Source organism: Lysobacter sp. FW306-1B-D06B, from assembly GCF_038446665.1.
Taxonomy (GTDB): Bacteria; Pseudomonadota; Gammaproteobacteria; order Xanthomonadales; family Xanthomonadaceae; genus Lysobacter_J.
The window spans coordinates 57,435-80,817 of the sequence record NZ_CP151802.1 but is presented as its reverse complement, the minus strand read 5'-3'; the positions used below and the strand labels follow the sequence as shown (position 1 = coordinate 80,817).

Here is a 23,383-nt window from a genome sequence, read left to right as displayed (position 1 = left end):
AGCGGGAGCGCGGCGGCAGCACCGGCCGCGCCCGGCGCGCTTACCCGATGACGAACAGCGGCTGGTCGAACTCGATCGGCTGGCCGTTCTCGACCATCATCTTGAGCACGGTGCCGGCGACGTCGGCTTCGATGGGGTTGAACATCTTCATCGCTTCGATGATCCCCAGCGTGTCGCCGGCCTTGACCGCCTGGCCGATGCTGACGAACGCCGGCTTGTCCGGCGACGGCGAGGCGTAGAAGGTGCCGACCATCGGCGCGCGCACGATGTGCCCGGCGGGCAGGTCGGCGGCGGGCTTGGGCGTGCCGCCGCTGGCGGCTTCGGTGGGGCCGTGCATCGGCATCACCGGCTGCGGCGCGACCGGCGCGGCGTGCATCACCGGCGCAGCCGCGACGGCGACGCCCTTCGGCGTGCGGGCCAGGCGGACCGACTCCTCGCCTTCCTTGATCTCGATCTCGGCAAGGTTGGATTCTTCGAGCAGGTCGATCAGCTTCTTGATTTTGCGCAGGTCCATGGTGGGCCTCGGTTGTGCGGGATTGGGGATTCGAGATTCGGGATTGGATGAGATCGGGGAGCCGCTTTCGCGAATCCCTAATCCCCAATCCCCAATCCCGGCCGTAGATGCGCCAGGGCGGCATCGAGGGCGTAGCGGTAGCTGTCCGCGCCGAAACCGCAGACCACGCCCACCGCCAGATCGCTGAAGTAGCTGGTGTGGCGGAAGGCTTCGCGGCGGTGCGGGTTGGACAGGTGGACTTCGATGAAAGGCAGGGCCACCGCCGCCAGCGCGTCGCGGATGGCGACGCTGGTGTGGGTGAAGGCAGCGGGGTTGATCAGGATGAAGGCGGTGCCGTCGCTGCGGGCGGCCTGGACGCGGTCCACCAGCACATGCTCGGCGTTGGCCTGCAGGGTTTCGACGGCGTGGCCGGCGGCCTCGGCGCGGGCGCGCAGGTCGGCGTCGATGTCCGCCAGCGTCGTGCGGCCGTAGACCTCCGGCTCGCGGGTGCCGAGCAGGTTGAGGTTGGGGCCGTGCAGAACCAGCAGTTTCGCCATCGGGACCGGATTTTTCGCGTTGAACAGAGCCGAAGGGCGGCAGTGTGCGCCATGCCTTTCAGGGTGTCCAGACGTTCGCCGCCGTATCGACGAAGTTCCCGGAAGTTAATCAGTTGTTTGAGTGGTCGCTCTAATCTGCGACCCAGTTGTCGATTTCGCCGTGCTGGAACGGGCCGATTTTCTGCCTGATCAGGCGTCCGTCGGCCGAAATCAGCGCGGTATAGGGCAGCACGCCCTTGGGGTTGCCCAGCTGCACCCCGGCATCGCGCGGGCCGGCCTCGTCGAGCAGGATCGGGTAGCGCACCGGGATCCGCTGCAGGAAGGCCTGCACGGCCGCCTTGTCATCCAGCGCGATGCCGACCACTTGCGTGCCGTTCGCGCCCTGGGCTGCGGCGAAGCGGTCCAGCTCCGGCATTTCCTCGATGCACGGGCCGCACCAGCTGGCCCACAGGTTGATCAGCACCGGTTTGCCGGCGTACGCGGCGGGAAGCTCGACATTCGCGCCATCCAGCGCGGGCAGGAGGATGGAGGGGATGACCTCACCGCGGCGCGCGACCGGAAGGTCCGCCGGCGGTTTGGGCGCGCTGGCTTCCATCGCCGATTGCAGCGCGCGCTGGCCCACTTCGGTGCGCAGCAGCGGGCCCGGGCCGTTCACCACCAGTCCGGCCACGACGCCGAGCGCACCGGCGATGACGGCGACGAGCAGGACCTTGCCCGTCGACCCCATCAGCGCTTCACCCGGCCCGCGCGTTCGACGAAGTTCTCCGCATCCTCGAAGCCGAACAGGCGCAGCTCGCGGTGCTCGACGCCGTCGGCGTAATAGAGCGTGGCCGGCGGGCCGATGATGCCCAGGTGCTTCATCAGCGCCTGGTCGGTGTCGTCGTTGGCGGTCACGTCGGCCTTGAGCAGGACGAAGCCGTCGAGCGCCTTGTGCACGGCCGGTTCGGGGAAGGTGTACTTCTCCATTTCCTTGCAGGCCACGCACCAGTCGGCATAGAAGTCGAGCATCACCGGCTTGCCGGCGGCCTTGGCGGCGGCGACTTCGCGATCGAGATCGGCCAGCGACTTGATCTTGCGGAACGGCAGCTCGGCTTCCTGCACGCCACCGCTGCGCAGGCCGGCCAGCGGCTGCAGCGGATCGCGGCTGCCGGCCATCGCGCCCACCAGCTGCGCCGCGCCGAACAGGCCCAGGATCAGCACCGAGGTCCAGCCCAGGATGCGCGCGCCGTCGTGGCGCAGCGCACGCAGGCCGATCGCCACCGCCGCGGCGGCAGCGAGCAGCAGCACGCCCCACAACGCCAGCGTCGCCGGCCCCGGCAGGATGCGCGAGACCATCCACACCGCCAGCCCCAGGAAGATGAAGCCGAACACGCGCTGCACCGTGACCATCCACGGCCCGCTGGTCGGCAGCCCCTTGCCGGCGGCCACGCCGAAGGCGAGCAGCGGCACGCCCATGCCCATGCCGAGCAGGAACAGCGCCGCGCCGCCGAAGGTCGGGTCCTGGGTCTGGCCGATGTAGAGCACGGCGGCCGCCAGCGGCGGCGCCACGCAGGGGCCGACGATCAGCGCCGACAGTGCGCCCATCGCCGCCACGCCCAGCATCGAACCGCCGCGCTGGCGGTCGCTCATCGCGCCGAGCCGGCTGCGCAGGCTGGCCGGCAGTTGCAGCTCGAACAGGCCGAAGCTCGACAGCGCCAGCACGACGAACAGCGCGGCGAAGGCGACGATCACCCACGGCGTCTGGAAGGCCACCTGCAGGTTCGCGCCCACCAGCCCGGCGACGATGCCCGCCGCGGTGAACACCAGTGCATTGGCCAGCACGTAGACGAAGGACAGCGAGAACGCGCGGCGCGCACCGAGGTTCGGGCCCTGACCGGCGATCAGCCCGGACAGGATCGGAATCATCGGCAGCACGCAGGGCGTGAACGACAGGCCCAGGCCCAGTGCGAAGAAGGTCAGCAGCGCGACCCAGCGCCCCTTGCCCGACAGCGCGGCGGCCAGGCGGGTGTCTTCGGCCTGGCCGGCGGTGTCGGTCGTCGTCGCGACCGGAGCCGACGAAGCGGCGGGCGCTGCGTCCGTGCTCGCATTCGCCGGGCCGGTCGTGGCCGGGGCTTCGCCGGCGGACGGCGCGGCCGCAATCGGCTGCGATGCGGCGGCGGGTTTGGCGTCGATCGCCATCACTTTGCCGGTCGGCAGCGCAACTTCGACCGTGCGCGTCATCGGCGGATAGCAGATGCCGTCGGTCTGGCAGCCCTGGAAACCGGCGGTGAGCCGCAGCGTCGTCGCCTCGGTCTTCGTGCGCGCGACCGCCACCGGCACGTCGATCTGGTCGAAGAACACCGTGACGTCGCCGAAATGCTCGTCGCGATGCGCCACGCCCTTCGGCCAGCGCGGCGCGCCGAGGGCGAAGCCGGCCTGCGTCGCGGCAGCGTCGAGCGTCAGCGTGGTCTTGTCGCGATAGAGGTAATAGCCCTTGGCCGGCGTGAAGCGCAGCAGCAGCGTGTTGCCGTCGCCGGCGATCGCTTCGAAGCCGAACGCCTGTTCCGGCGGCAGCGGCAGGGCGTCGGTGCCGGTGGCGTTGCGGCCCAGCAGGCCGCCGCCGAGCGGCGCGGCGCCGCCTGCGCCGAAGTTCACCGTAGGACGCGCGCTGTCCTGCGCGGCGGCGTTCGAGGCGGGCAGGGCGACCGTCACGCTGCGCACCTGCGGCGGGTAGCAGATGCCCGCGTCGGCGCAGCCCTGGTACTTGATCTTCAGCGTGACCTGGCCGGCGTTCGCCTGGCCCGGCAGCACGGCGGTGAGCGCCTGCCGGTAGGTCTCGACCTTGCCGAAGAACTCGTCCTCGTGCGCATCGCCCTTGGGCAGCTGCAGCGGCTGCGCGGCGAAGGCCGCGTCGGCCTGCACGGCGATGCGGTGCTTGTAGAGGTAGTAGCCGTCGGCGATGCGCCAGCGGATCTCGATCCGGTCCGGCGTCGGCGCTTCGGCGCGCAGGGCGAAGGCGTCGTCGACCGGGAGCAGGTCGTCCGGGCCGATCGCGGCCTGCGCGGCGGGGGCGCCGATCGCCAGTGCGAGGGGAAGCAGGAAGGAGAGCAGTCGCGCGGCGCGCGTTCGGATCGGATCAGTCATCGTCACGGGTCTGTTCGGCCACCCAGTCCAGGTAGGCGGTGAGGCCGCCGACGGCTTCGACCGCCAACGCCTCGGGCAGTTCATAGGGATGCAGCGCGTTGAGTCGTTCCACCAGCGCCGCCTCGCGGTCGGCGGTGGTCTTGATCAGCAGCAGCACTTCTTCGCCGCGCTCCACGGCGCCCTGCCAGCGGTACGTCGAACGCACGCCGGGGAGCACGTTCACGCAGGCGGCCAGGCGCGCCTCGACCAGCGCCGTGGCGAGGGCATCAGCGGTCTGCGCATCGGGGCAGGTGCTGAGCACCAGCCGCACGGGCGGGGCGGAAGGCGTGGTCATGAGGGGCGCCAGTGTAGGGCCTGCCCCGTGCCGATGCCCGTGCCCAGGCAGCCCACAGTGTTGCGATACCCCCGCCCGGCGGACTTGCGCGAGGGGGCCGGCTTTGGCGTAGGCTGCCCGCGCCGGTGCCCCACGCCGGTCGAGGAGGTCCGATGTCCCACCGCTTCAAGCCTGTGCTGGCGAGGTTCGTGTTCGCCGGGCTGCCGCTGGCGCTGGCCAGCCTGGCCGCCATTGCGCAGACAGGCGATGCCCACGGCATACGCGTGCGGGCGGCGTGCCTGCAGGCGGCGCCGGCGCCGCGCCTGCTCCTGGACCTGAGCTGCGAGAGCGCAATGGATTGCTGGAGCGACCCGGCCGACATCGGCGTGATCGATGTCGACACCGGGCAACGTCTGGTCGCATCGGGGCCCAACCTGATCTACGTCGACGCATCCGGCGCCCCGCAGGCCGAGCCGCCGATGCAGGGCACGATCCGCGCCGTGTGGACGCTCGTGCTGCCCGCTCCGGTGGCGGCCAAGCGGCTCCAGCTGGTGCAGGGGGATGAGACCGCCACGGCGGCTTTCGCCCCCGCGGCCGACTGCGCCGCGCTGCCGGCCGCGGCCGTCAAACGCCTCGCCGGCGGCTGAGGCTCAACCGCGTACCGCTTTGGCGGACGATCGCGCGCGCCCCGTGCGCAGTTCCGCCAGTTGCTCCACGACCTCCACCAGCGGCGCCTTCGAACGCGTAGGTGCGGTGCGGAAGGCCGTCAGCAGGCGCAGCTCCAGTGGATCCTCCACCAGCACCGCATCGGCGGCGGCGACGGAGTCCAGCGCCGTGTCGGCCGACAGTCCCATGGAGCCGCGGCCCGTCGCCAGCCACTCGAACTGGACGCCGGTGACCAGCGCGATCTCGCGCAGATGCGCCACCGAGGGGAATTTCCCCCGCGCGGCCTCCCAGTGCCCCACGGCGCTGCGTTGCACGCCCACCGCGGCCCCCAGGGCGGCCTGGGACAGTCCGGCGTGGCGGCGGGCGAGTCGGATCCGTTGCTGCGGCGTCACCTTGGATACCTCCATTCACAGAGTGAACAAAATTCACCTGAACCTGTGTCCTGGAGGTAGCCATGCTTCCTGCAGGCGTGAACCGAAAGCTATTTCTGCGGGAGATTCTGGCAAATTCACGCGCCGTCCGGCTACCGCCTGTCAGCAGCGCCACCGCCCCGTCCCTCTGGCTGGAATGCCACGAACTGCACAACATTCGCGTGCGCCATGACACGGCGCGGGGTTCGGGGGCGTGCGCAGGGACAGCGCCAGGCCCAGGACGGCAACTCCGACACCAAAGAGCGCGTTCCACGGGACGCGCTCTTTTTTTTACGCACCGCGCCGTTGCCGCCGGCCGCCCCGTGTTGCGTTTGAAGCCTCTGGGCCGCCTCCGGGCGCGTTTTTCGCCGCGACGCCCTTGAAAGCCCTGCCGTGCGCCCCATCTCCCTCGCATCCCGGCTCGCCGGGTTTTGTTTGCCGCCGGCGTTGGCACTCGTCGCCTGCGGCTGCTAAAATTCCGCCACTTTTACCATTGTTTCAATCACTTACGTATTCCTCGGAGGTTCGCGTCGCCATGAATATCAAGCCGCTCTACGACCGCGTGGTCATCAAGCGCATGGAAGAAGAAAAGATGTCCGCCGGCGGCATCGTGATTCCGGACTCGGCTACCGAGAAGCCGATCAAGGGCGAAGTCGTCGCCGTGGGCGAGGGCAAGGTGCTCGACAACGGCAGCGTGCGCGCGCCGAAGGTCAAGGCCGGCGACAAGGTGCTGTTCGGCAAGTACAGCGGCACCGAAGTGAAGCTCGACGGCAACGAGTTCCTGGTGGTGAAGGAAGACGACATCTTCGCGATCCTTGGCTGATGCCGTAAGGCGGGGATTCGGGATGGGAGATTCGGGATTCGTAAGAGCGCCATGCGCCGACGCATCCCGACCTTCCCGAACTCCTGCCGCACCCTCGCTTCTACGAATCACGAATCTCGAATAACGAATCCCGGAGTTACAACCATGGCTGCCAAAGAAATCCGTTTCGGTGAGGACGCGCGCGTCAAGATGGTGCGCGGCGTCAACATCCTCGCCAACGCCGTGAAGGCGACCCTCGGCCCGAAGGGCCGCAACGTCGTGCTCGAGAAGAGCTTCGGCGCGCCGACCATCACCAAGGACGGCGTGTCCGTCGCCAAGGAAATCGAGCTTGCCGACAAGTTCGAGAACATGGGCGCGCAGATGGTCAAGGAAGTCGCTTCCAAGACCTCCGACAACGCCGGCGACGGCACCACCACCGCCACCGTGCTGGCGCAGGCGCTGATCCGTGAAGGCATGAAGGCGGTCGCCGCCGGCATGAACCCGATGGACCTCAAGCGCGGCATCGACAAGGCCGTGACCGAGGCCGTCGTCGAGCTGAAGAAGATCTCCAAGCCGTCCTCGACGTCGAAGGAAATCGCCCAGGTCGGCGCGATCTCGGCCAACAGCGACACCAACATCGGTGACCTCATCGCCCAGGCGATGGACAAGGTCGGCAAGGAAGGCGTGATCACCGTCGAAGACGGCTCGGGCCTGGAGAACGAACTCGACGTCGTCGAGGGCATGCAGTTCGACCGCGGCTACCTGTCGCCGTACTTCATCAACAACCAGCAGTCGATGCAGGCCGAACTGGACGATCCGTTCATCCTGCTGCACGACAAGAAGATCTCCAACGTGCGTGACCTGCTGCCGGTGCTGGAAGGCGTCGCGAAGGCCGGCAAGCCGCTGCTGATCATCGCCGAGGAAGTCGAAGGCGAAGCGCTGGCGACCCTGGTGGTCAACACCATCCGCGGCATCGTGAAGGTCTGCGCCGTGAAGGCCCCGGGTTTCGGCGACCGTCGCAAGGCGATGCTGGAAGACATGGCCATCCTGACCGGCGGCACCGTGATCTCCGAAGAGGTCGGCCTGCAGCTCGACAAGGCCACCATCAAGGATCTGGGCCGCGCCAAGAAGGTGCAGGTCTCGAAGGAAAACACCACGATCATCGACGGCGCGGGCGAGAGCTCGGGCATCGAAGGCCGCATCAAGCAGATCAAGGCGCAGATCGAGGAGACCTCCTCCGACTACGACCGCGAGAAGCTGCAGGAGCGCGTGGCCAAGCTGGCCGGCGGCGTGGCGGTGATCAAGGTCGGTGCTTCGACCGAAATCGAAATGAAGGAAAAGAAGGCACGCGTTGAAGACGCGCTGCACGCCACCCGCGCTGCCGTGGAAGAAGGCATCGTCCCGGGCGGCGGCGTCGCGCTGCTGCGTGCCAAGGCGGCGATCGCCGGCCTGAAGGGTGCCAACGAAGACCAGAATCACGGCATCCAGATCGCCCTGCGCGCGATGGAAGCGCCGCTGCGCGAGATCGTCACCAACGCCGGTGAAGAGCCCTCCGTCATCCTCAACAAGGTGATCGAAGGCAAGGGCGCGTTTGGCTACAACGCCGCCAACGGCGAGTACGTCGACATGCTCGAAGCCGGCATCCTGGACCCGACCAAGGTCACCCGCACCGCGCTGCAGAACGCCGCGTCGATCGCCGGTCTGATGATCACGACCGAAGCGATGGTCGCCGAGCTGCCGAAGAAGGACGAGCCGGCGATGCCGGGCGGCGGCATGGGCGGCATGGGCGGCATGGACTTCTAAGTCCGGCTTTCCGCGGCACCTTGCAACACGAAGAACCCCGCAGCGATGCGGGGTTCTTTTTTGGCCGGCGTGCGGCCGGCGTGCGCGCCCGCTAAGCTCGCGCGCATGCCGACCTCCCTGATCATCGTCGACGACTTCCTCAGCCACCGCGATGCGTTGCAGTTGCGCGACGTGGGCCTGCAACTGACGTATCCCGATCAGCAGGGCGCATTCCCGGGGCGCAACTCGCTGGAACGCATCGAGATCGACGGCCTGGACCGGCGCGTCTCCGAACTCGTCGGCGAGAACGTGCGGCCGATCTCGCCGTTGCAATCGCACGCGAAGTTCCGCATGACGCTGGCGGCCGACGTGGGGCGCGCGAAGGTGCACATCGACCAGGCGTACTGGTCGGGGATTCTCTTCCTCAGCCGTCCGGAAGACTGCCGTGGCGGCACCGAGTTCTTCCGTCACCGCGCCACGAACTCCGACCGCGCCCCGCTCGACGATGCCGAGATGCGCGCGATGGGCTACGACTCGCTGGAGCAGATGCACCGCGAGATCATCGAGCGCGACAGCGTGGACGATTCCAAGTGGGAGCCGACCATGCAGGCGCCGATGCGCTTCAACCGCCTGGTGTTGCTGCGCCCGTGGCTGTGGCACACCGCGGGGCCGGCGTTCGGTGACCGCATGGAGAACGGCCGGCTGGTCTACCTGATGTTTTTCGAGGCGGTCTGACGGCGCCGATCCGTCCTTCCCGGGCTCATCGCGTCCGGGCCCAGGCCTCTTCCATACCTGAACAGGGATGATTGTAAAGGTCTGATTGGCATGCATTTTGAACCGCAGAGTTCTATTTTGCAGTGCAGCGTGCAAACCCCCTAACGCTTCCTTCACGATCGCCCTGCATCCCGACGTGGGGGAGGGAGCAGGCCCGCAACCGGTTCGACCGGGGCGGGCTTTTTATTTGCCCGTTCGCTGGAATCCCGCGGCGCGCAGCGAAAAGGTCTCGTCGTCGCGCGCTGGCACGGTGTCTGCCGCAAGCGCGGGCTGGCACGGGCCGCATGACAGAATCGGCGCGATGATCCTCACCGCAACGTCTCCCTCGCATTCCGTCCAGTTCGAGCCATTGCTGGCACGCGCGCTCGCGCGCTTGCGCGCGGCGCTGCCCGGGCAGGACGGACGGTTGTCCGATCCGCACGCGATCGCACGCATCGAGCGCGTCGCCATCGCCAGCGACTTCGCCATCGACACCCTCGCGCGCCAGCCGGCCCTGCTCGAACGCCTGCTGCACGACGACGGCGCGCAGCCGCTCGAGGAGCCGGTGCTCGACGCCATCAACCGCGCCGACTGGCCGGCATTGCTGCGCCGCTATCGCGCCGCCGGCTCCACGCGCCTGATCTGGCGCGACGTGCTGGGCCTGGACGATGTCGACGGCACGCTCGCCGGCAGCACGCATCTGGCCGAACGCTGCCTGCAGATCGCGCTCGCCGCGATCGAGCAGGAGTTCGCACAACGCCACGGCCTCGTGCGTGATCGCGATGGCGTACCGCAGCGCCTGGTCGTGTTCGGGCTGGGCAAGTTGGGCGGTGGCGAACTCAACTTCAGTTCCGACGTCGACCTGGTCTACACCTACGAGCACGACGGCGAGTCCGACGGCGCGCGCCCGCTCGATGCCGAGCACTACTTCGCGCGTCTGGGCCAGCAACTGGCGAAGCTGCTCGACGAGCTGACCGTCGACGGCTTCTGCCACCGCGTCGATCTGCGCTTGCGTCCCTACGGCAACGCGGGCCGGGTGGCGTGGTCGTTCACCGCGATGGAGCAGTACTTTCAGCGCGAAGGCCGCGACTGGGAGCGCTACGCGTGGCAGAAGGCGCGGCCCGTCGCCGGTGACGCCGCCGCGGGCGAACGCTTCCTTGAGAGCCTGCGACCGTTCGTCTATCGCCGCTACCTGGATTTCGGCGCGCTCGACGGCCTGCGCGGCATGAAGGCGGCGATCAGCGCGGAAGTCGCGCGCAAGGAGCTGGCCGATGACATCAAGCGCGGGCCCGGCGGCATTCGCGAGATCGAATTCCTGGTGCAGGCCTTGCAGCTCATCTACGGCGGTCGCGAACCCAGCCTGCGCGATCGCCGGCTGCTGCCCTCGCTCGCCGCGCTGATGGAGGCGCGACAGATGAGCGTCGAGGCGGGCGACATGCTCGCCACCGCTTACCGCTTCCTGCGCGGCCTGGAGAATCGCCTGCAGATGCTCCGCGATGCGCAGACGCATGCGCTGCCCGAACGCGAGGAAGATCGCGACCGCATCGCCGCGTCGCTGGGCTACGCCGATTGGAGCGGGCTGCGCGAAGCACTGGATGCGCAGCGTGCGCGCGTCACCGCCGAGTTCGAGGCGCTGCTCACGCCGCGCCGTCGCCGCAACGCGCCCGACGCGCTGACCCGCTACTGGCACGCACTGCCCGACGGCAGCGACAGCGAAGCGCTGGCCGATGCCGGTTTCATCGAAGCCGGAAACGCCGACGCGGCGCTGCGCGACTTCGCGCGAAGCCCCGGCGTGCGCGGCCTGTCGGACAACGCACGCGCGCGCCTGGATCGCGTGCTGCCGTCGCTCTTGCAGGCCGCGGCCGCGTCGAGCGAGCCGATGCTCGCGCTGCGGCGCCTGCTGGCGCTGCTGCACAACGTGCTGCGACGCAGCGCGTACCTCGCCCTGCTGGACGAACAGCCCGTTGCGCTTGCACGCCTCGTGGAAGTGGTGACGCACAGCGCGCTGCTGGCCGAACGCCTCGCCTCGTATCCGTTACTGCTCGACGAACTGCTCGACGCGCGCGTCGCCGGACCGCTGCCGGGACGCGACGAACTGCACGCCGCCTGCGCGGACGTCGCACGCGATGACGACGACGATGCCGAGGCGGTCCTGCAGGCGCTAAACGAAGTCCGCCAGGCGCTGAGCTTCCGCATCGCCATGGCGGTGCGCGACGGACGCCTGTCGGCCGCGGACGGCGCGCGCCAGCTCGCGTGGCTGGCAGACGGCGTGGTGATGCGCGTGCTGCGCCTGGCCGAGCACGAAGTCGCCGGCGCGCACGGTCGCGTGCCCGGCGCGCGCTTCGCGGTGATCGGCTACGGCAGTCTCGGCGGCGAGGAACTGGGTTTCGGTTCGGACCTGGACCTGGTCTTCATCTACGATTCGCCCGGCGGTGAGCACGCGCATTCCGATGGTGCGCGCCCACTCGAAGCCACGCGCTGGTTCGCGCGCGTGGCGCAGAAGGTCGTCGCGTTGCTGGGCGCGGTGACCGGCGCCGGTCGCCTGTACGACGTCGACGTCCGCCTGCGTCCGGACGGCGCGAAAGGACTGCTCGTGTCGAGCCTGGCGAGCTATCGCGACTACCAGCGCGAGCGCGCATGGACGTGGGAGCATCAGGCGCTGGTGCGCGCACGGTTCGTGGCAGGCGACGAATCGCTCGGCGCCGACGTGGAGGACGTGCGTCGGCAGACGCTCTCGCGCGAACGCGACGTGCAACGCGTGTGCGAGGACGTGGTCTCGATGCGCCGCCGCATGCGCGCCGAGCTCGACCGCAGCGACGCGGCAGCGTTCGATCTCAAGCAGGGCGAGGGCGGTCTGGTTGATCTGGAGTTCCTGCTGCAATACGCCGTGCTCGCGCATTCGGCACGGCACGCGCAGTGGCTTTCGTCGCGCAATACGCGCGAACTCATCCACGCGCTGGGCGAAAGCGGGTGGTTGAGCGAAGAGGAAGTCGCCGGATTGACGCAAGCGCACGCCGTGTTTGTCGATGCGGGACTGGCGTGCACGCTCGACCGCCGTCCGCGCCGGCTGCCGATCAACGACGCCATCGCGCAGGCGCGCGCGGCGATCATCGCCGCCTCGCATGCGCATGGGCTGGTGTTCGACGCCTGAGTTCGCCCGCGTTATGCGTCGATGCGTTGCCGCACCTCGGCGGCTACGCGCGCGGTCTCGCGCAGCGGCGTGATGTCGGACGCAGCGGCCCCATCGCCCAGCACGCGGATGCGGTCCATGCGCAGCAGCGCATCGACGAAACGGCGCGGGCGGCCTTCGACGCGCTCGTGTCCGGCGACGAACACCGGGGCCCAGGTGGCCGCAGCTTCGGAAAGCATGTTGACCGAATCGGCCGTGCAGACGATGCGGTCGGCCCAGGCGAGCAGGCCGGCATAGGGATTCTGGCCGTCGGCGCTGTCGGTCCAGACGATGCCGGGGATGCCGCGCAGTCGTTCGCGCACTTCAGCGCTCACGCCCGACGGCGTGCGGCGCGAGGTGGTGGCCATGACGCTGCCGCCTTCGTCGCGCGCCACGCGCTCCACGTGGTGCAGCAGTGATTCGTACACGCCCGCGTCGAAGCGCGCGTGCGCGCTGTCGCCGCCGACGAGCAGCGCGGTGCGCGGGCCGGGCAGGGTGCCCAGGTCGGGAAAGGCGTGTCGTCCCGTCGCGAGCCAGAGGTCGTCCACCGGATGCAGACTGCCGAGCACGGTGATGACGTTGTCGCCGCGCAGCCCGTCGTGCTCGGGCGCGATGACGAGGTCCCAATGGCGCGTGCTCATGCGGGGATCGAGGATCTGCACCGCCCGCGCGCCGCGCTTGCGCAGCAGGCGCGTGGCGAGGGCCGCCTGACGGCCGCAACCGATCGCCAGCGACGGCGGCATCCGCATCGCCTGTTCGAAAGTGGGGCCGAACGCGCCGTCCGCTCCCGGCCACGCACGCGGCGCGAACCATCGCCAGGGCCTGTGCGGGGCCAGCGTCCACGCGCGGAACGGTTCGCCCAGCACCGCCGCCAGCGCCTGCGCCTGGCGCACGTTGCCGGCGTGGCCGTCGGTCAGCGTCCAGGTGTCGGGGGCGTAATCGGGGCTTGTTCGTTGCACGTTTGTGATTAATCCGTTCTGGATCAGTCGGCTGTTGCGAACGTGCCAGACTCTACACTCTCGAACCTTGGCCGCGGCGATGTCGCGGTCTCCCATGGAGCACACGATGTCGCACACCCTGCACCCGCTGCCCGAGTCCGCGCTGGACCAGCTCTTCCGCACCGCCCGCACGCACAACGAGCTCAAGGGCGACGTCAGCGACGAGACCCTGCGCCAGCTCTACGACCTGGCCAAGTGGGGGCCGACCAGCGCCAACATGTCGCCGCTGCGGCTGGTGTTCGTGAAGTCGAAGGAGGCCAAGGCCAAGCTCGGCCCGGCGCTGGACGAAGGCAATTACGCCAAGACCATGGCCGCGCCGGTCACCGCCATCGTCGCCTACGACCTGGGCTTCTACGAGAAGCTGCCGTACCTGTTCCCGCACACCGATGCGCGCGGCTGGTTCGACACCAAGCCCGAGGACGCGCTGACCACCATCGCACTGCGCAACGGCAGCCTGCAGGGCGCCTACGTGCTGATGGCCGCGCGCGCGCTGGGCCTGGACACCGGTCCGATGTCGGGTTTCAACAACGCGCTCGTCGACCAGACGTTCTTCGCCGGCACGAAGATCAAGTCCAACTTCCTCATCAACCTTGGCCATGGCGACACGGCCAAGCTGTTTCCCCGTTCGCCGCGCCTGTCTTTCGACGAAGCGGCGCGGATCGAGTAACCACGCAGTTCGCCCGACCACCCTCACCGGAGAACCACCCATGTTCAAGCGCATCGCCCTGGCCGCGACCCTCGCGACCCTCAGCACCGCCGCCTTCGCCGCGCCGGTCACGTACAAGATCGATCCGAACCACACCTCCGTGGTCGCCAGCTGGAGCCACTTCGGCTTCTCCAACCCGATCGCCAACTTCGGCGACGTCGACGGCTCCATCACCTACGATCCGACCAACGTCGGCACCTCGAAGGTGGAAGTGACGCTGCCGCTGTCGGGCCTGGACTCGCACGTCGCCAAGTTCGACGAACACCTGCGCAGCGCCGATTTCTTCGACGCCGAGAAGCACCCGAACATCACCTTCAAGAGCACCAAGGTCGAGGCCGTCGGCGACAAGAAGCTGCGCGTATTCGGTGACCTGACCATCAAGGGCATCACCAAGCCGGTCGTGCTCGACACCACCATCAACAAGATCGGCGAGCAGCCGATGGCCAAGCGCGCCGCGGCGGGCTTCGACGCCACCACCACCATCAAGCGCAGCGACTTCGGTGTGGACAAGTACGCGCCGAACGTGAGCGACAACGTCACCCTGCGCATCACCACCGAAGCCGTGGTGCCGGCCGCGAAGTAAGCGGCAGGGCGGACATCCGGGGCGGGAACAGGGACAATCGCGTCCGGTTCCCGCCCTTTGTGTTTTCGATGATCCTCCAGCGTCCCTCCAGCGAACGCGGCCACGCCGCCGCCGGCCGGCCCGAGAGCCGCTACGGCTTCTCCTTCGGCGGGTACTACGACCCGGCGTGGATGGGCTTCGGCCCGCTGCGCGTGCTGAACGAGGATCGCCTCGCGCCCGGGGCCGGTTTTCCCGCGACTCGGGGCGCGAACATGGAATTGCTGGCGTTCGTCGTTTCCGGCGAACTCGCGCACGAGGACGCGATCGGCGGCCACGGCACGGTCCGTGCCGGCGAGTTGCAGTGGCTCAGCGCCGGCCACGGTGTCGAGCACACCGAGCGCAACGCCTCGGCCAGCGAACCGTTGCACCTGTTGCAGATGTGGATCCAGCCGTCGCGGCTGAACCACGAACCGGCCTACGCCCGCCGTGAGGCCGTCCCCGTGGATGCCCGCGGCTGGACGCTGCTCGCCTCCGGCGACGGTCGCGAGGGCAGCCTGGCGATCCGGCAGGACGCCCGCGTGCTGCAAATCCGGCTGGATCGCGGCGAGACGGCCGCGCTCGAACTCGATGCCTCGCGCCTGTACTGGGCGCAGGTGGTGCTGGGGCAGGTCACCGCCAACGAGGAGCGCCCGCTCGATGCCGGCGATGCCCTGGGCCTGCGCGAGGAGTCCGGCACGCTGCGCCTGCAGGGCCGCGGCGACGAGCGCGCGCTGGTCCTGCTGTTCGATCTGCCCGGATAAGCACGGCCCGCCGCGACGCGGCGAGCCGGTCTTCGCGCCGGGACTGGTAAACTTGCGGCCCCGCGTCGCCACAGCCTTCGTCCCATGACCGCAGCCAACGCCCACCCGACCCAGGCCAACGCCGAGCAGCGCTACGTCGTGCACCGCGCCGACCTTCCGCTGAGCTGCCCGCTGCCGTCGATGGCGCTGTGGAACTCGCATCCGCGCGTGTACCTGCCGATCGAGGCCGATGGCGGGGAAGTGCAGTGCCCGTACTGCGGCTCGCACTTCGTCCTGCAAGACTGATCCCGCGCCTGCCGACGCAACTCGCGACGACGCATGCGCCGGCTGACCGTTGTCCAGCTGCTGCCGGCCCTGCACTCGGGCGGCGTCGAACGTTCGACGCTTGAGATCGCCCAGGCGCTGGTCGAGGCCGGCCATCGCGCGATCGTCGTCTCCAGGGCCGGAAGGCTGGTGCCGCGCCTGGTCGACCTGGGCGCGGAGCACGTGGCCCTCGATCTGGGACGCAAATCTCCGCTGACCTTCCGCCATGCGCTCGCGCTGCGCGCATTGTTCGTGCGCGAAGGCGTGGACATCGTGCATGCGCGCTCGCGCCTGCCGGCGTGGGTCGGTGAGTTGGCGCTGCGCAGCCTGCCCAAGGCGACGCGGCCGCGCTGGGTCACGACGGTGCATGGGCTCAACTCGCCGTCGCGCTACAGCGCGGTGATGACCCACGGCGAGCGCGTGATCTGCGTGTCGCAGACCGTGCGTGAGTACGTGCTGCGCCAGTACCCTGCGACCGATCCTTCGATCTTGCGCGTGATCCCGCGCGGCATCGATCCGCGCACCTTTCCGCGCGCGCCGATGCCCGATCGCGATGCGCGCGCCTGGGCCGCGGGCCTGCATCCCGCGCTGGGCGGCGACGGACCGCTGCTGCTCCTGCCCGGCCGCGGCACGCGCCTGAAGGGGCACGCCGATGCACTCGTGCTGCTGGCGCGGCTGCGCGCGGACGGGCTCGATGCGCGGCTGTGGCTGCCCGGTGCGCGCGAGCCGGGACGCGAGGCCTACATCGCCGAGCTCGAGCGCGAGGCCGACACCTTCCACGTCGCCGACGCGGTGGCCTTCACCGCACCGACCGACGCCATCGCACGCGCCTACGCCGCCAGCGACCTGGTGTTGCAGCTCTCGCGCAAGCCCGAGGCGTTCGGCCGTACGGTGCTGGAGGCGTGGTCGGTCGGTCGTCCGGTGCTGGGCTGGGCGCATGGCGGTGTGGGCGAACTGCTCGCGCAATGGCAACCGGCAGGCGCGGTGGCGCCGTTCGACATCGACGCGCTGCACCGTGGCGGCTACGAACTTCTTACGCATCCCGTCGCCACGCCGGCTACGATTCCGCATTCCTTGCGCGACATGCAGGAGGCCACGCTTGCCGTCTACGCCGAGCTCGTCGATGAACCCCGCCGCTGACGCCACGCCGCCGGCCGGTCGGCGCGTGCGCGGCTGGCGCTGGGCGCCGGCGTGGATCCTGGCCTACGTCGCGCTGTGGCCGGCGCCGGGCTATGCCGAAGGTGTGCTCGTGCTCGGCGCGCTGGCGGCGATCGTGCACCTGGCGCTGTCGCGTTTCCGCGGCGGCGCGCAGTTGCTGAGCAATCCGGCCTGGGCGCTGACCAGCGTGCTGTTCTTCGCGTACTGGACGCCGGAACTGGTCTCCGCCATCGACGCCATCGATCCGGCACGCGCGCTGCGCGAAGCGCTGGTCGATCTGCGCTACCTGCCCTTCCTGTGGCTGGTCGCCTCGGCGGTGGCCGATCCGCGCGGCCGGCGCATCACCTTCGGCGGCCTGGCGATCATCGTCGGCATCTGGACGCTCGATGCGCTGGCACAGGCGGTGAGCGGATCGAGCCCGCTGTTCTCCGGGATCGACGCCATCAAGCGCGCCATCAGCGGCCACGGCATGTGCACGCCGCAGGAAGTCGCCGGCGCCGACCGCCTCAGCGGTGTGCTGGGGCCGTGCAACCTGAAGCTCGGGCAGGTGCTGGCCAGCCTGTCGCCCTTCCTCTTGTTCGCCGGCGGACGGCGTCTGGGCACGGTCGGTTGGCTGCTGGCCGCGGCGGCGGTGGGCGTGGTGCTGGTGCTGGCCGGTTCGCGCGCTTCATGGATCACCTATGCCGTCGCGCTGGTGCTGTCGGGCTGGCGCCTGGTGGGGTGGAAGAAGCTGATCGGCGTGTTCGCCATCGGTGCGATCGCGGTGGGCACGCTGAGCATCAGCGTGCCGCAGGTGCGCGATCGCTTCACGCGCACCGCGCACGCGCTCACCGCGGACGTGGAGGGCGTGGACAGCGCGCTGTCGGGACGCGCGCGCATCTGGAGCGCCGCCGGCTGCATGGTGCGCGAGCACCCGTTCAACGGCGTCGGCGCGCGCGGCTTCCGCGAGGCCTTCCCGGCCTGCGATCCGGAGCCGGGCGAGCGCGCCATCTGGGGCGTGGGCCCGGCGCTGCATGCGCACCAGATCGTGCTGGAAATCCTCAGCGAGACGGGCGCGTTCGGCATGCTGATGTGGCTGGCCGGCGTTGCGCTGGCCTGGCGTGCATGGCGTTTCGCCGACGAAACGGCGCGCGAGCGCGCGCGGCCGGCGATGTGGGCACTGGTGGTCACCATCTTCCCGTTCAACACGCACCTGGCGTTCTATTCGACGTTCTGGGGCGGGCTGACGCTGCTGCTTGCGGCGCTGTACGCGGGCAGCCTGCTCGCGCGGGAATGAGGGCTTCCTGACGCCTCAGGGCTTGGCGTAGGGCGAGCTCATTCCCGGCGGCCGGCGCTTGAAGCGGCGGTGGATCCACAGGTACTGCGTCGGCGCTTCGCGCACCATCGCCTCGATCGCCGCGTTGACGCGCGCGCTGTCCACGGCCGCGTCGCTGGACGGGAACTCCGCCAGCGGGGCGCCCACGCGCAGCACGTAGTGCGCACCTTCGCGGCGATGGAAGAACGGCACCACGGCGCAGCCGCTCAGGCGCGAGAACTGGTGCGTGGCGGTGATCGTCGCCGCCGGCACGCCGAAGAACGGCGCGAACACCGTGTCCTTGCCGCGCATGTCCTGGTCCGGCGCATACCACAGGAAGCCGCCTTGCTTGAGGTGGCGGATGGCCGGGCGGATCTCGTCGTTGGTGAACATCGCCTTGGCATAGCGCAGGCGGCCGCGCTTGACCGCCCATTCCATCACCGGGCTGCGGTGGCGGCGGTACATGCCGGTGAGCGGCAGGTGGTCGCACATCAGGCGGCCGCAGATCTCCAGCGTCATGAAGTGGCCCGAGACCATCAGCACGCCGCGGCCCTCCGCGCGGATCGCATCGAGTTGCTCCAGGCCCTCGATGCGCACCGTGCGCCGCATCGGCTCGACCGAACCCCACCATGCGCGGGCGAATTCGAAGAAGCCGATGCCCAGGTCGCGGAAGCTTTCGCGCAGGAGCCGTTCGCGTTCGCCCGGTGTCATTTCGGGAAAGCACAGCGCCAGGTTGATCTGCGCCGCGCGACGTCGAGCACCGGCCACGCGCAACGCGACCGCGCCGATCATCCGGCCAAGCCCGCGTTGCACCGGCCAGGGGAGGCTTGCGCCCACGCACATCACGCCCAGCGCGAACCACATCGGCCAGTGGCGCGGGCCGAACGGTGGCGAAGGTGGCGTGGTGGGGGACTCGACTGCCTTGGGCATGACGCGATTCTACGGGCCGACGCCCGCGCGCAGTAGACGCAAGGCCGGCATCGGTCGTGCGCATCGCGCGATCTCTTCGCCCGCTCGTCACGGGCTTCGCTATCCTAGTGCCGATGCCGACGGACACCATCGAGCGCCTGCTGCGCGGCCTGTATTCGGTCGCCCTCTATCTGTTGGCACCCATCACGGTCTATCACCTGATCTGGCGTGGCCTTCGCCAACCGGCGTATTTCCTGCGCTGGCAGGAGCGCTATGCCTTCTACGGCGACACGCCGGCGATGCGCACGCTGTGGGTGCACGCGGTGTCGGTGGGCGAGGTCAACGCCGCCGTGCCGCTGGTCAACGCGTTGCGCCGTGCGCGGCCGGAGCTGCGCCTGCTCGTCACCACCATCACCCCCACCGGCTCCGAACGCGTGCAGGCGCTGTGGGGCGATGCGGTCGAACACGTCTACCTGCCGTACGACCTGCCCGGCGCGGTCGGACGCTTCCTCGCGCACTACCGCCCCCACGCCGCGCTGATCATGGAAACCGAACTGTGGCCGAGCCTGTTGTTCGGCTGCCGTGATGCGGGCATTCCCGCGGTGATCCTCAATGCGCGGTTGTCGGAGCGCTCGCTGCGCGGCTACCGCGTGCTCGCGCCGCTGGTGGCGCGCGCGCTACGCACCGTGCGCACCGTCGCCGCGCAGTCGCGCGCGGACGGCGAGCGCTTCGTGCGCCTGGGCGCGCGGCCGGAGCAGGTGCTCGAGGTCGGCAACCTCAAGTTCGACGTCGCCGTGCCCGAAGACCTGGCCGGTTTCGCCGCGCGATGCCGCACGCACTGCGGTTCGCGCCCGGTGTGGATCGCGGCGAGCACGCACGAGGACGAAGAGCCGGCGGTCATCGCCATCCACCGTCAGTTGCGCGCGAAGTTTCCCGACCTGCTGATGCTGTGGGCGCCACGCCATCCGGAACGTTTCCGCACCGTCGCCGACGCCGCGCGTGCATCGGGCTGGTCGGTGTCCACGCGCTCGCGCCAGCAGTGGCCGCAAGCGGACGACGCGGTGTTCGTCATCGACACGCTGGGCGAACTGATGAGTTTCTACGCCTGCGCCGACGTGGCGTTCGTCGGCGGCAGTCTGCAGGCGATCGGCGGACATAACCTGCTCGAACCGGCGGCGACCGGCACCGCGATCGTCACCGGCCCGCACCTGCATAACTTCGTCGAGATCGCCCAGCGTCTGGAAGACGCGGGCGCATTACGCGTGGTGCCCGACGCGGAGCGTGTCGAACAGGCGCTGGCGGAGTTGCTCGGCGATCCGCAGTTGCGTGAGCGCATGACCACCGCCGGCCGCGCGCTGGTGGAAACCGGACGGGGCGCGCTGGCGCGCACGCTTCAACTGTTGCAGCCGCTGCTGCCGCCGCCGCCGGCCTGATCCCCTGAAACAGAAAACCGCCGGTGGGCCGGCGGTTTTCTGTGTTTCGTCGCGGCGTCGGTGCCGTGTTGGCCCGGCGAGATCAGCCCGGCACGTCGCCCGGGCGCAGCTGCGCTTCGGTGTCGACGGTGAGCAGGCGATTCACGTCCTGCACGTCGGCGATGTCGAGCGTGCCGGCGGCCTGCTCCAGCAGCAGGCGGCTCTGCAGGTGGTTGTAGCGCGCGCGGGCGAAATTGAGCTGCGCGGCGAAGAGGTTGTTCTGGTTCTGCAGGACGTCCAGCACGGTGCGCGTACCGACTTCCAGGCCGACCTGCGAGGCGTCGTACGCGGCCTGTGCGGACACCAGCGCGAGGCGTCGAGCCTCGACTTCGCTGATGCTCGCCACCAGCGTCTGGTAGGCGTTGCGCGTGTTGCGGACCAGGGCGCGCTTCTGCTGCTCCAGCTCGTCCTGTGCGACATCGCGGCGGGCCAGCGCCTGGCGCACGCCGGACTGCACGGCGCCACCGGAGAAGATCGGCACCGACAGGGTCAGGCCGACCGACGGACCGAAGTTGCGGCCGTCGATATCGCGCGTGGTGTCGAGCACGGTGCGCTCGCCCCAGGTCTCGCTGTCGCCATACGAACCGTTGAGGTACAGGCGCGGCCAATGGCCGGCGCGGGCGGTTTCGACGTCGGCCTCGGTGGACTGCACCTGCAGGTCCTTGGCACGCAGCGCGGGATTGTTCTCGATCGCGGTCGTCACCCAGTTCTCGACGCCGGTCGCTTCCGGCATCGCGGGCTGGTAGTCCTTCGGCAGACCCTTGATGTTGCGGATCTCTTGGCCGGTGATTTCGGCCAGCGCCTGGTAGGAGTCCTCGACGGCGTTGCGGGCCAGGATCGTGTTGGCGCGCGCGCTGTCGTACTGGGCGCGGGCTTCGTGCACGTCGGTGATCGGCGCCAGGCCGACTTCCAGTCGCTTGGAGGCGTAGTCGAACTGCTTCTTCAGCGCGGTTTCCGCGGCTTCGGCGGCGGCCAGCGATTCCAGCGCGATCAGCACGTTGAAGTACGCGGCCGAGGTGCGGGTGGTCAGGTCGTTGCCCGAGGCGGCGAGCTGGAAGTCCGCGGCCTGGCTCAGCGCCTTGGCACTCTTGTGGCGGGTGAAGTTGCCGCGGTCGTAGACCATCTGGCTCAGGTTCACGCCGGTGCTGCGCGTGGTGCTTTCCGTGTCGCTGTCGCCGGTGTTGATCGAGCCGTCTGCATTGATCGAAGTATTGCCCCGGCTGTAGCTGCGACCCTTGGTGATCTGGGCGTTGCCATCGAGCTGCGGCAGCATCGCCGCACGCGTCTGCACCGCGCCTTCCTTGACCGCCAGGCGGTTGGATTCGGCGGCCGCGAGTTGCGGGTCAGCCTGGCGTGCCAGCTCATAGGTCTGCAGGAGGTCTTCGGCGGAGGCCGTGGCCGGCAACAGGGCCGACAGGCTCACGGCTGCAGCGAGGGCGATGACGAGCGGGCGGCGGATCATGCGAGGTCCTTATCCGTTTTGGCGTTCTTATGGAGCCGCCCGCGTACGTCAGGCAGGCGTATGGGGGTATCGCGTCAGAACTTGAACGTCGGGGCGGGGGCCGCACCGGCGAGGTAGGGAAGATCGGTTTCGAACAACGATTGGATGCGCGGAGCGTTGACATCGTTGCGCACCAGCACCGCTTCCATCGCCGGCGAACGGCCGCGCACCGCGAACAGGCGGCCGTCGGGCTGGAGCCAGTCGATGAAACGCTGCGGGATCGTGTCGACGGCACCGGCGACCAGGATCGCGCTGAAGCGGCGATCGGTGGTCCAGGTCAGCGCGTCGGCGACGATCACCTGGGCATTGTCCACGCCCTGCTCCGACAGCGAGGCGACGGTGGCCTTGGCCAGATCGGCATGGCGCTCCAGCGCGACGACTTCGCGCGCCAGGCGGCCGGCGCAGGCGGTGAGGTAGCCGCTGCCATCGCCGATGACCAGCACTTCGTCCGAGGGATCCAGCGCCAGCGCCTGCAGCGCACGGCCCTGGACCACCGGCTTGATGGCGAACTCGCCGTGGCCCACCGGCAACGCCAGGTCGGCGTAGGCCAGGTTGCGGTGCTCCTGCGGGAGGAAGGCCTCGCGCGGCAACGTCGCCATCACGTCGAGCACGCGCGGATCGAGCACGTCCCAGGGACGTACCTGCTGCTCGACCATCAACTCGCGTGCCTTGTTGTAATCCATGGGGTTCATCGGGTGTTTCTCGCGCGGAAGACCGCGAATTGTACCGGGAATGCCACTACCGGCCGTCACGGGCGCGGCGCACAGGATGGCGTTGCGCCCCATGCAGACTGAGTGCCAGAAGTAACCGAGACGGATGTCATCGCCGCGACCGGCTCGCCGGCGCCGCGTGTTCGGGCGCGCGATCACGGACCTGATAGGCGCGCAGGAACAGGTCCACTGCCGAGGCCAGGTGCGCCCGGATTTCCTCCTCGCCGGGCCCGGGGCCGCCGAACACCAGACAGGCATGCGGTTCGCCCTTGAGCAGGCTGAAGAATTGGCCGGCCGCACGCGGCACGTCCTGGATGTCGAGCTCCCCGGCCGCGATGCGTCGCTCTAGCAGCGCAGCGAAATCTCCCTGCACGCGCAGCGGACCGGCTTCCCAGAACAGCTTGGGCAGGCCGGAATTGGCCATCTGCGGCGAGCACAGCATGCGGTGCCCGGCGACGGCTTCCGGCGCGGTCACCATGGAATAGAACGCCTGGGCGATCTCCATCAACCGTTCGCGCAGGGGCATGTCGGGCGAGGGTTCAAACAGCGAGGACGGCAGGGACAGGTCGCAGTGCGACTCCACCGCGGCGAGGAACAACGCGTCCTTGTCGCCGAAGTGGCTGTAGACGGTCAGCTTGGAAACGCCGGCTTCGGCGGCGATCTGGTCCATGCTCGCGCCGTCGAATCCATGCTGAGTAAACATTCTTTTCGCCGCCTCCAGGATGGCGGCGCGCTTGCCCATGTCCTTCGGGCGGCCGGGGCCGGCCGCTTTGGGGGCCTTCGGCGGACTGGCGGCGCCCGAGCGGGGCGCGGCGGGCTGGCGAGAAACAGGCATGCTGGCAATACTAGACTAATGAGTTTGATATTTATACAGTACCCACAGGTACATTAATTAACCGCAG

Annotated in this window: 23 protein-coding genes; 12 read left to right on the top strand and 11 right to left on the bottom strand. The window is 69.3% G+C overall.

Translation table 11 applies throughout. The annotated features are described in order from the left end of the window. Nucleotides 1–40 precede the first annotated feature (40 nt). The 5 genes from accB to cutA all read right to left on the bottom strand — a co-directional run bounded on the left by accB (nucleotide 41) and on the right by cutA (nucleotide 4,507). The gene (accB, locus tag AAFF32_RS00350; RefSeq protein ID WP_216965988.1) at nucleotides 41–514 is read right to left on the bottom strand and encodes an acetyl-CoA carboxylase biotin carboxyl carrier protein; all 474 of its coding nucleotides are present in this window, start codon (nucleotides 512–514) and stop codon (nucleotides 41–43) included. A 77-nt stretch (nucleotides 515–591) separates the two neighbouring features. Further along, complete coding sequence (aroQ, locus tag AAFF32_RS00345) at nucleotides 592–1,050, bottom strand: type II 3-dehydroquinate dehydratase (RefSeq protein ID WP_342316113.1); 459 nt, start codon at nucleotides 1,048–1,050, stop codon at nucleotides 592–594. 130 nt (nucleotides 1,051–1,180) lie between these two features. After that, entirely contained in the window at nucleotides 1,181–1,777 is a 597-nt protein-coding gene (locus tag AAFF32_RS00340; RefSeq protein WP_342316112.1) for a TlpA disulfide reductase family protein, read from the bottom strand. Continuing rightward, nucleotides 1,777–4,173 carry a protein-disulfide reductase DsbD gene (gene dsbD / locus AAFF32_RS00335; protein ID WP_342316111.1) on the bottom strand — a complete coding sequence of 799 codons (2,397 nt, stop codon included), beginning with the start codon at nucleotides 4,171–4,173 and terminating at the stop codon, nucleotides 1,777–1,779. Before dsbD ends, AAFF32_RS00340 begins: the two co-directional genes overlap by 1 nt. Continuing rightward, nucleotides 4,166–4,507, bottom strand: coding sequence for a divalent-cation tolerance protein CutA (gene cutA, locus AAFF32_RS00330; protein WP_216965996.1), 342 nt, complete (start codon nucleotides 4,505–4,507; stop codon nucleotides 4,166–4,168). The genes dsbD and cutA overlap by 8 nt, the downstream gene beginning before the upstream one ends. A gap of 152 nt (nucleotides 4,508–4,659) precedes the next feature. Between cutA and AAFF32_RS00325 the strand changes: the two genes are divergently transcribed. Further along, entirely contained in the window at nucleotides 4,660–5,133 is a 474-nt protein-coding gene (locus AAFF32_RS00325; RefSeq protein WP_342316110.1) for a hypothetical protein, read from the top strand. A gap of 3 nt (nucleotides 5,134–5,136) precedes the next feature. On the opposite strand, the gene AAFF32_RS00320 is transcribed toward AAFF32_RS00325, so the two are convergent. Beyond that, nucleotides 5,137–5,559, bottom strand: coding sequence for a helix-turn-helix domain-containing protein (locus tag AAFF32_RS00320; protein ID WP_216966000.1), 423 nt, complete (start codon nucleotides 5,557–5,559; stop codon nucleotides 5,137–5,139). Nucleotides 5,560–6,097: 538 nt separating this feature from the next. On the opposite strand from AAFF32_RS00320, the gene groES reads away from it, so the two are divergent. The 4 genes from groES (at nucleotide 6,098) to glnE (ending at nucleotide 12,050) form a co-directional block, all read left to right on the top strand. Next, nucleotides 6,098–6,385: a co-chaperone GroES gene (gene groES / locus AAFF32_RS00315; RefSeq protein WP_216966001.1), complete on the top strand. Its 288-nt coding sequence runs from the start codon at nucleotides 6,098–6,100 to the stop codon at nucleotides 6,383–6,385. A gap of 144 nt (nucleotides 6,386–6,529) precedes the next feature. Further along, nucleotides 6,530–8,167: a chaperonin GroEL gene (groL, locus tag AAFF32_RS00310; protein WP_342316109.1), complete on the top strand. Its 1,638-nt coding sequence runs from the start codon at nucleotides 6,530–6,532 to the stop codon at nucleotides 8,165–8,167. Between the two features lie 105 nt (nucleotides 8,168–8,272). Continuing rightward, entirely contained in the window at nucleotides 8,273–8,881 is a 609-nt protein-coding gene (locus AAFF32_RS00305; RefSeq protein ID WP_342316108.1) for a DUF6445 family protein, read from the top strand. Between the two features lie 340 nt (nucleotides 8,882–9,221). Continuing rightward, the gene (gene glnE, locus AAFF32_RS00300) at nucleotides 9,222–12,050 is read left to right on the top strand and encodes a bifunctional [glutamate--ammonia ligase]-adenylyl-L-tyrosine phosphorylase/[glutamate--ammonia-ligase] adenylyltransferase (RefSeq protein ID WP_342316107.1); all 2,829 of its coding nucleotides are present in this window, start codon (nucleotides 9,222–9,224) and stop codon (nucleotides 12,048–12,050) included. An 11-nt stretch (nucleotides 12,051–12,061) separates the two neighbouring features. Here glnE and AAFF32_RS00295 read toward each other — a convergent pair whose 3' ends face one another. Then, nucleotides 12,062–13,027, bottom strand: a complete 966-nt coding sequence (locus AAFF32_RS00295) for a mitochondrial fission ELM1 family protein (protein ID WP_342316106.1) — start codon at nucleotides 13,025–13,027, stop codon at nucleotides 12,062–12,064. 106 nt (nucleotides 13,028–13,133) lie between these two features. On the opposite strand from AAFF32_RS00295, the gene AAFF32_RS00290 reads away from it, so the two are divergent. The 6 genes from AAFF32_RS00290 (at nucleotide 13,134) to AAFF32_RS00265 (ending at nucleotide 17,871) form a co-directional block, all read left to right on the top strand. Continuing rightward, nucleotides 13,134–13,733 carry a malonic semialdehyde reductase gene (locus tag AAFF32_RS00290; protein ID WP_216966010.1) on the top strand — a complete coding sequence of 200 codons (600 nt, stop codon included), beginning with the start codon at nucleotides 13,134–13,136 and terminating at the stop codon, nucleotides 13,731–13,733. A 40-nt stretch (nucleotides 13,734–13,773) separates the two neighbouring features. Further along, a complete protein-coding gene (locus AAFF32_RS00285) occupies nucleotides 13,774–14,355 on the top strand; it encodes a YceI family protein (protein WP_342316104.1) in 582 nt (193 codons plus the stop codon). A 68-nt stretch (nucleotides 14,356–14,423) separates the two neighbouring features. Further along, a complete protein-coding gene (locus tag AAFF32_RS00280; protein ID WP_216966014.1) occupies nucleotides 14,424–15,134 on the top strand; it encodes a pirin family protein in 711 nt (236 codons plus the stop codon). 84 nt (nucleotides 15,135–15,218) lie between these two features. After that, nucleotides 15,219–15,419 (top strand): zinc-finger domain-containing protein, encoded by a 201-nt coding sequence (locus tag AAFF32_RS00275; RefSeq protein ID WP_216966016.1) that lies wholly within the window; start codon nucleotides 15,219–15,221, stop codon nucleotides 15,417–15,419. A gap of 33 nt (nucleotides 15,420–15,452) precedes the next feature. Beyond that, nucleotides 15,453–16,577, top strand: a complete 1,125-nt coding sequence (locus AAFF32_RS00270; protein ID WP_216966018.1) for a glycosyltransferase — start codon at nucleotides 15,453–15,455, stop codon at nucleotides 16,575–16,577. Next, nucleotides 16,561–17,871 (top strand): O-antigen ligase, encoded by a 1,311-nt coding sequence (locus AAFF32_RS00265; protein WP_216966020.1) that lies wholly within the window; start codon nucleotides 16,561–16,563, stop codon nucleotides 17,869–17,871. Before AAFF32_RS00270 ends, AAFF32_RS00265 begins: the two co-directional genes overlap by 17 nt. A gap of 15 nt (nucleotides 17,872–17,886) precedes the next feature. On the opposite strand, the gene lpxL is transcribed toward AAFF32_RS00265, so the two are convergent. Next, a complete protein-coding gene (lpxL, locus tag AAFF32_RS00260; protein ID WP_254200962.1) occupies nucleotides 17,887–18,819 on the bottom strand; it encodes an LpxL/LpxP family Kdo(2)-lipid IV(A) lauroyl/palmitoleoyl acyltransferase in 933 nt (310 codons plus the stop codon). Between the two features lie 113 nt (nucleotides 18,820–18,932). Here lpxL and waaA point away from each other — a divergent pair, with 113 nt between their 5' ends. After that, the gene (waaA, locus tag AAFF32_RS00255) at nucleotides 18,933–20,231 is read left to right on the top strand and encodes a lipid IV(A) 3-deoxy-D-manno-octulosonic acid transferase (protein WP_342316103.1); all 1,299 of its coding nucleotides are present in this window, start codon (nucleotides 18,933–18,935) and stop codon (nucleotides 20,229–20,231) included. A gap of 82 nt (nucleotides 20,232–20,313) precedes the next feature. On the opposite strand, the gene AAFF32_RS00250 is transcribed toward waaA, so the two are convergent. The 3 genes from AAFF32_RS00250 to AAFF32_RS00240 all read right to left on the bottom strand — a co-directional run bounded on the left by AAFF32_RS00250 (nucleotide 20,314) and on the right by AAFF32_RS00240 (nucleotide 23,223). Then, complete coding sequence (locus AAFF32_RS00250; protein ID WP_216966024.1) at nucleotides 20,314–21,732, bottom strand: TolC family outer membrane protein; 1,419 nt, start codon at nucleotides 21,730–21,732, stop codon at nucleotides 20,314–20,316. A gap of 74 nt (nucleotides 21,733–21,806) precedes the next feature. Next, entirely contained in the window at nucleotides 21,807–22,463 is a 657-nt protein-coding gene (locus AAFF32_RS00245) for a protein-L-isoaspartate O-methyltransferase (protein ID WP_342316102.1), read from the bottom strand. 127 nt (nucleotides 22,464–22,590) lie between these two features. Beyond that, entirely contained in the window at nucleotides 22,591–23,223 is a 633-nt protein-coding gene (locus tag AAFF32_RS00240) for a TetR/AcrR family transcriptional regulator (protein ID WP_342317187.1), read from the bottom strand. Nucleotides 23,224–23,383: the final 160 nt, after the last annotated feature.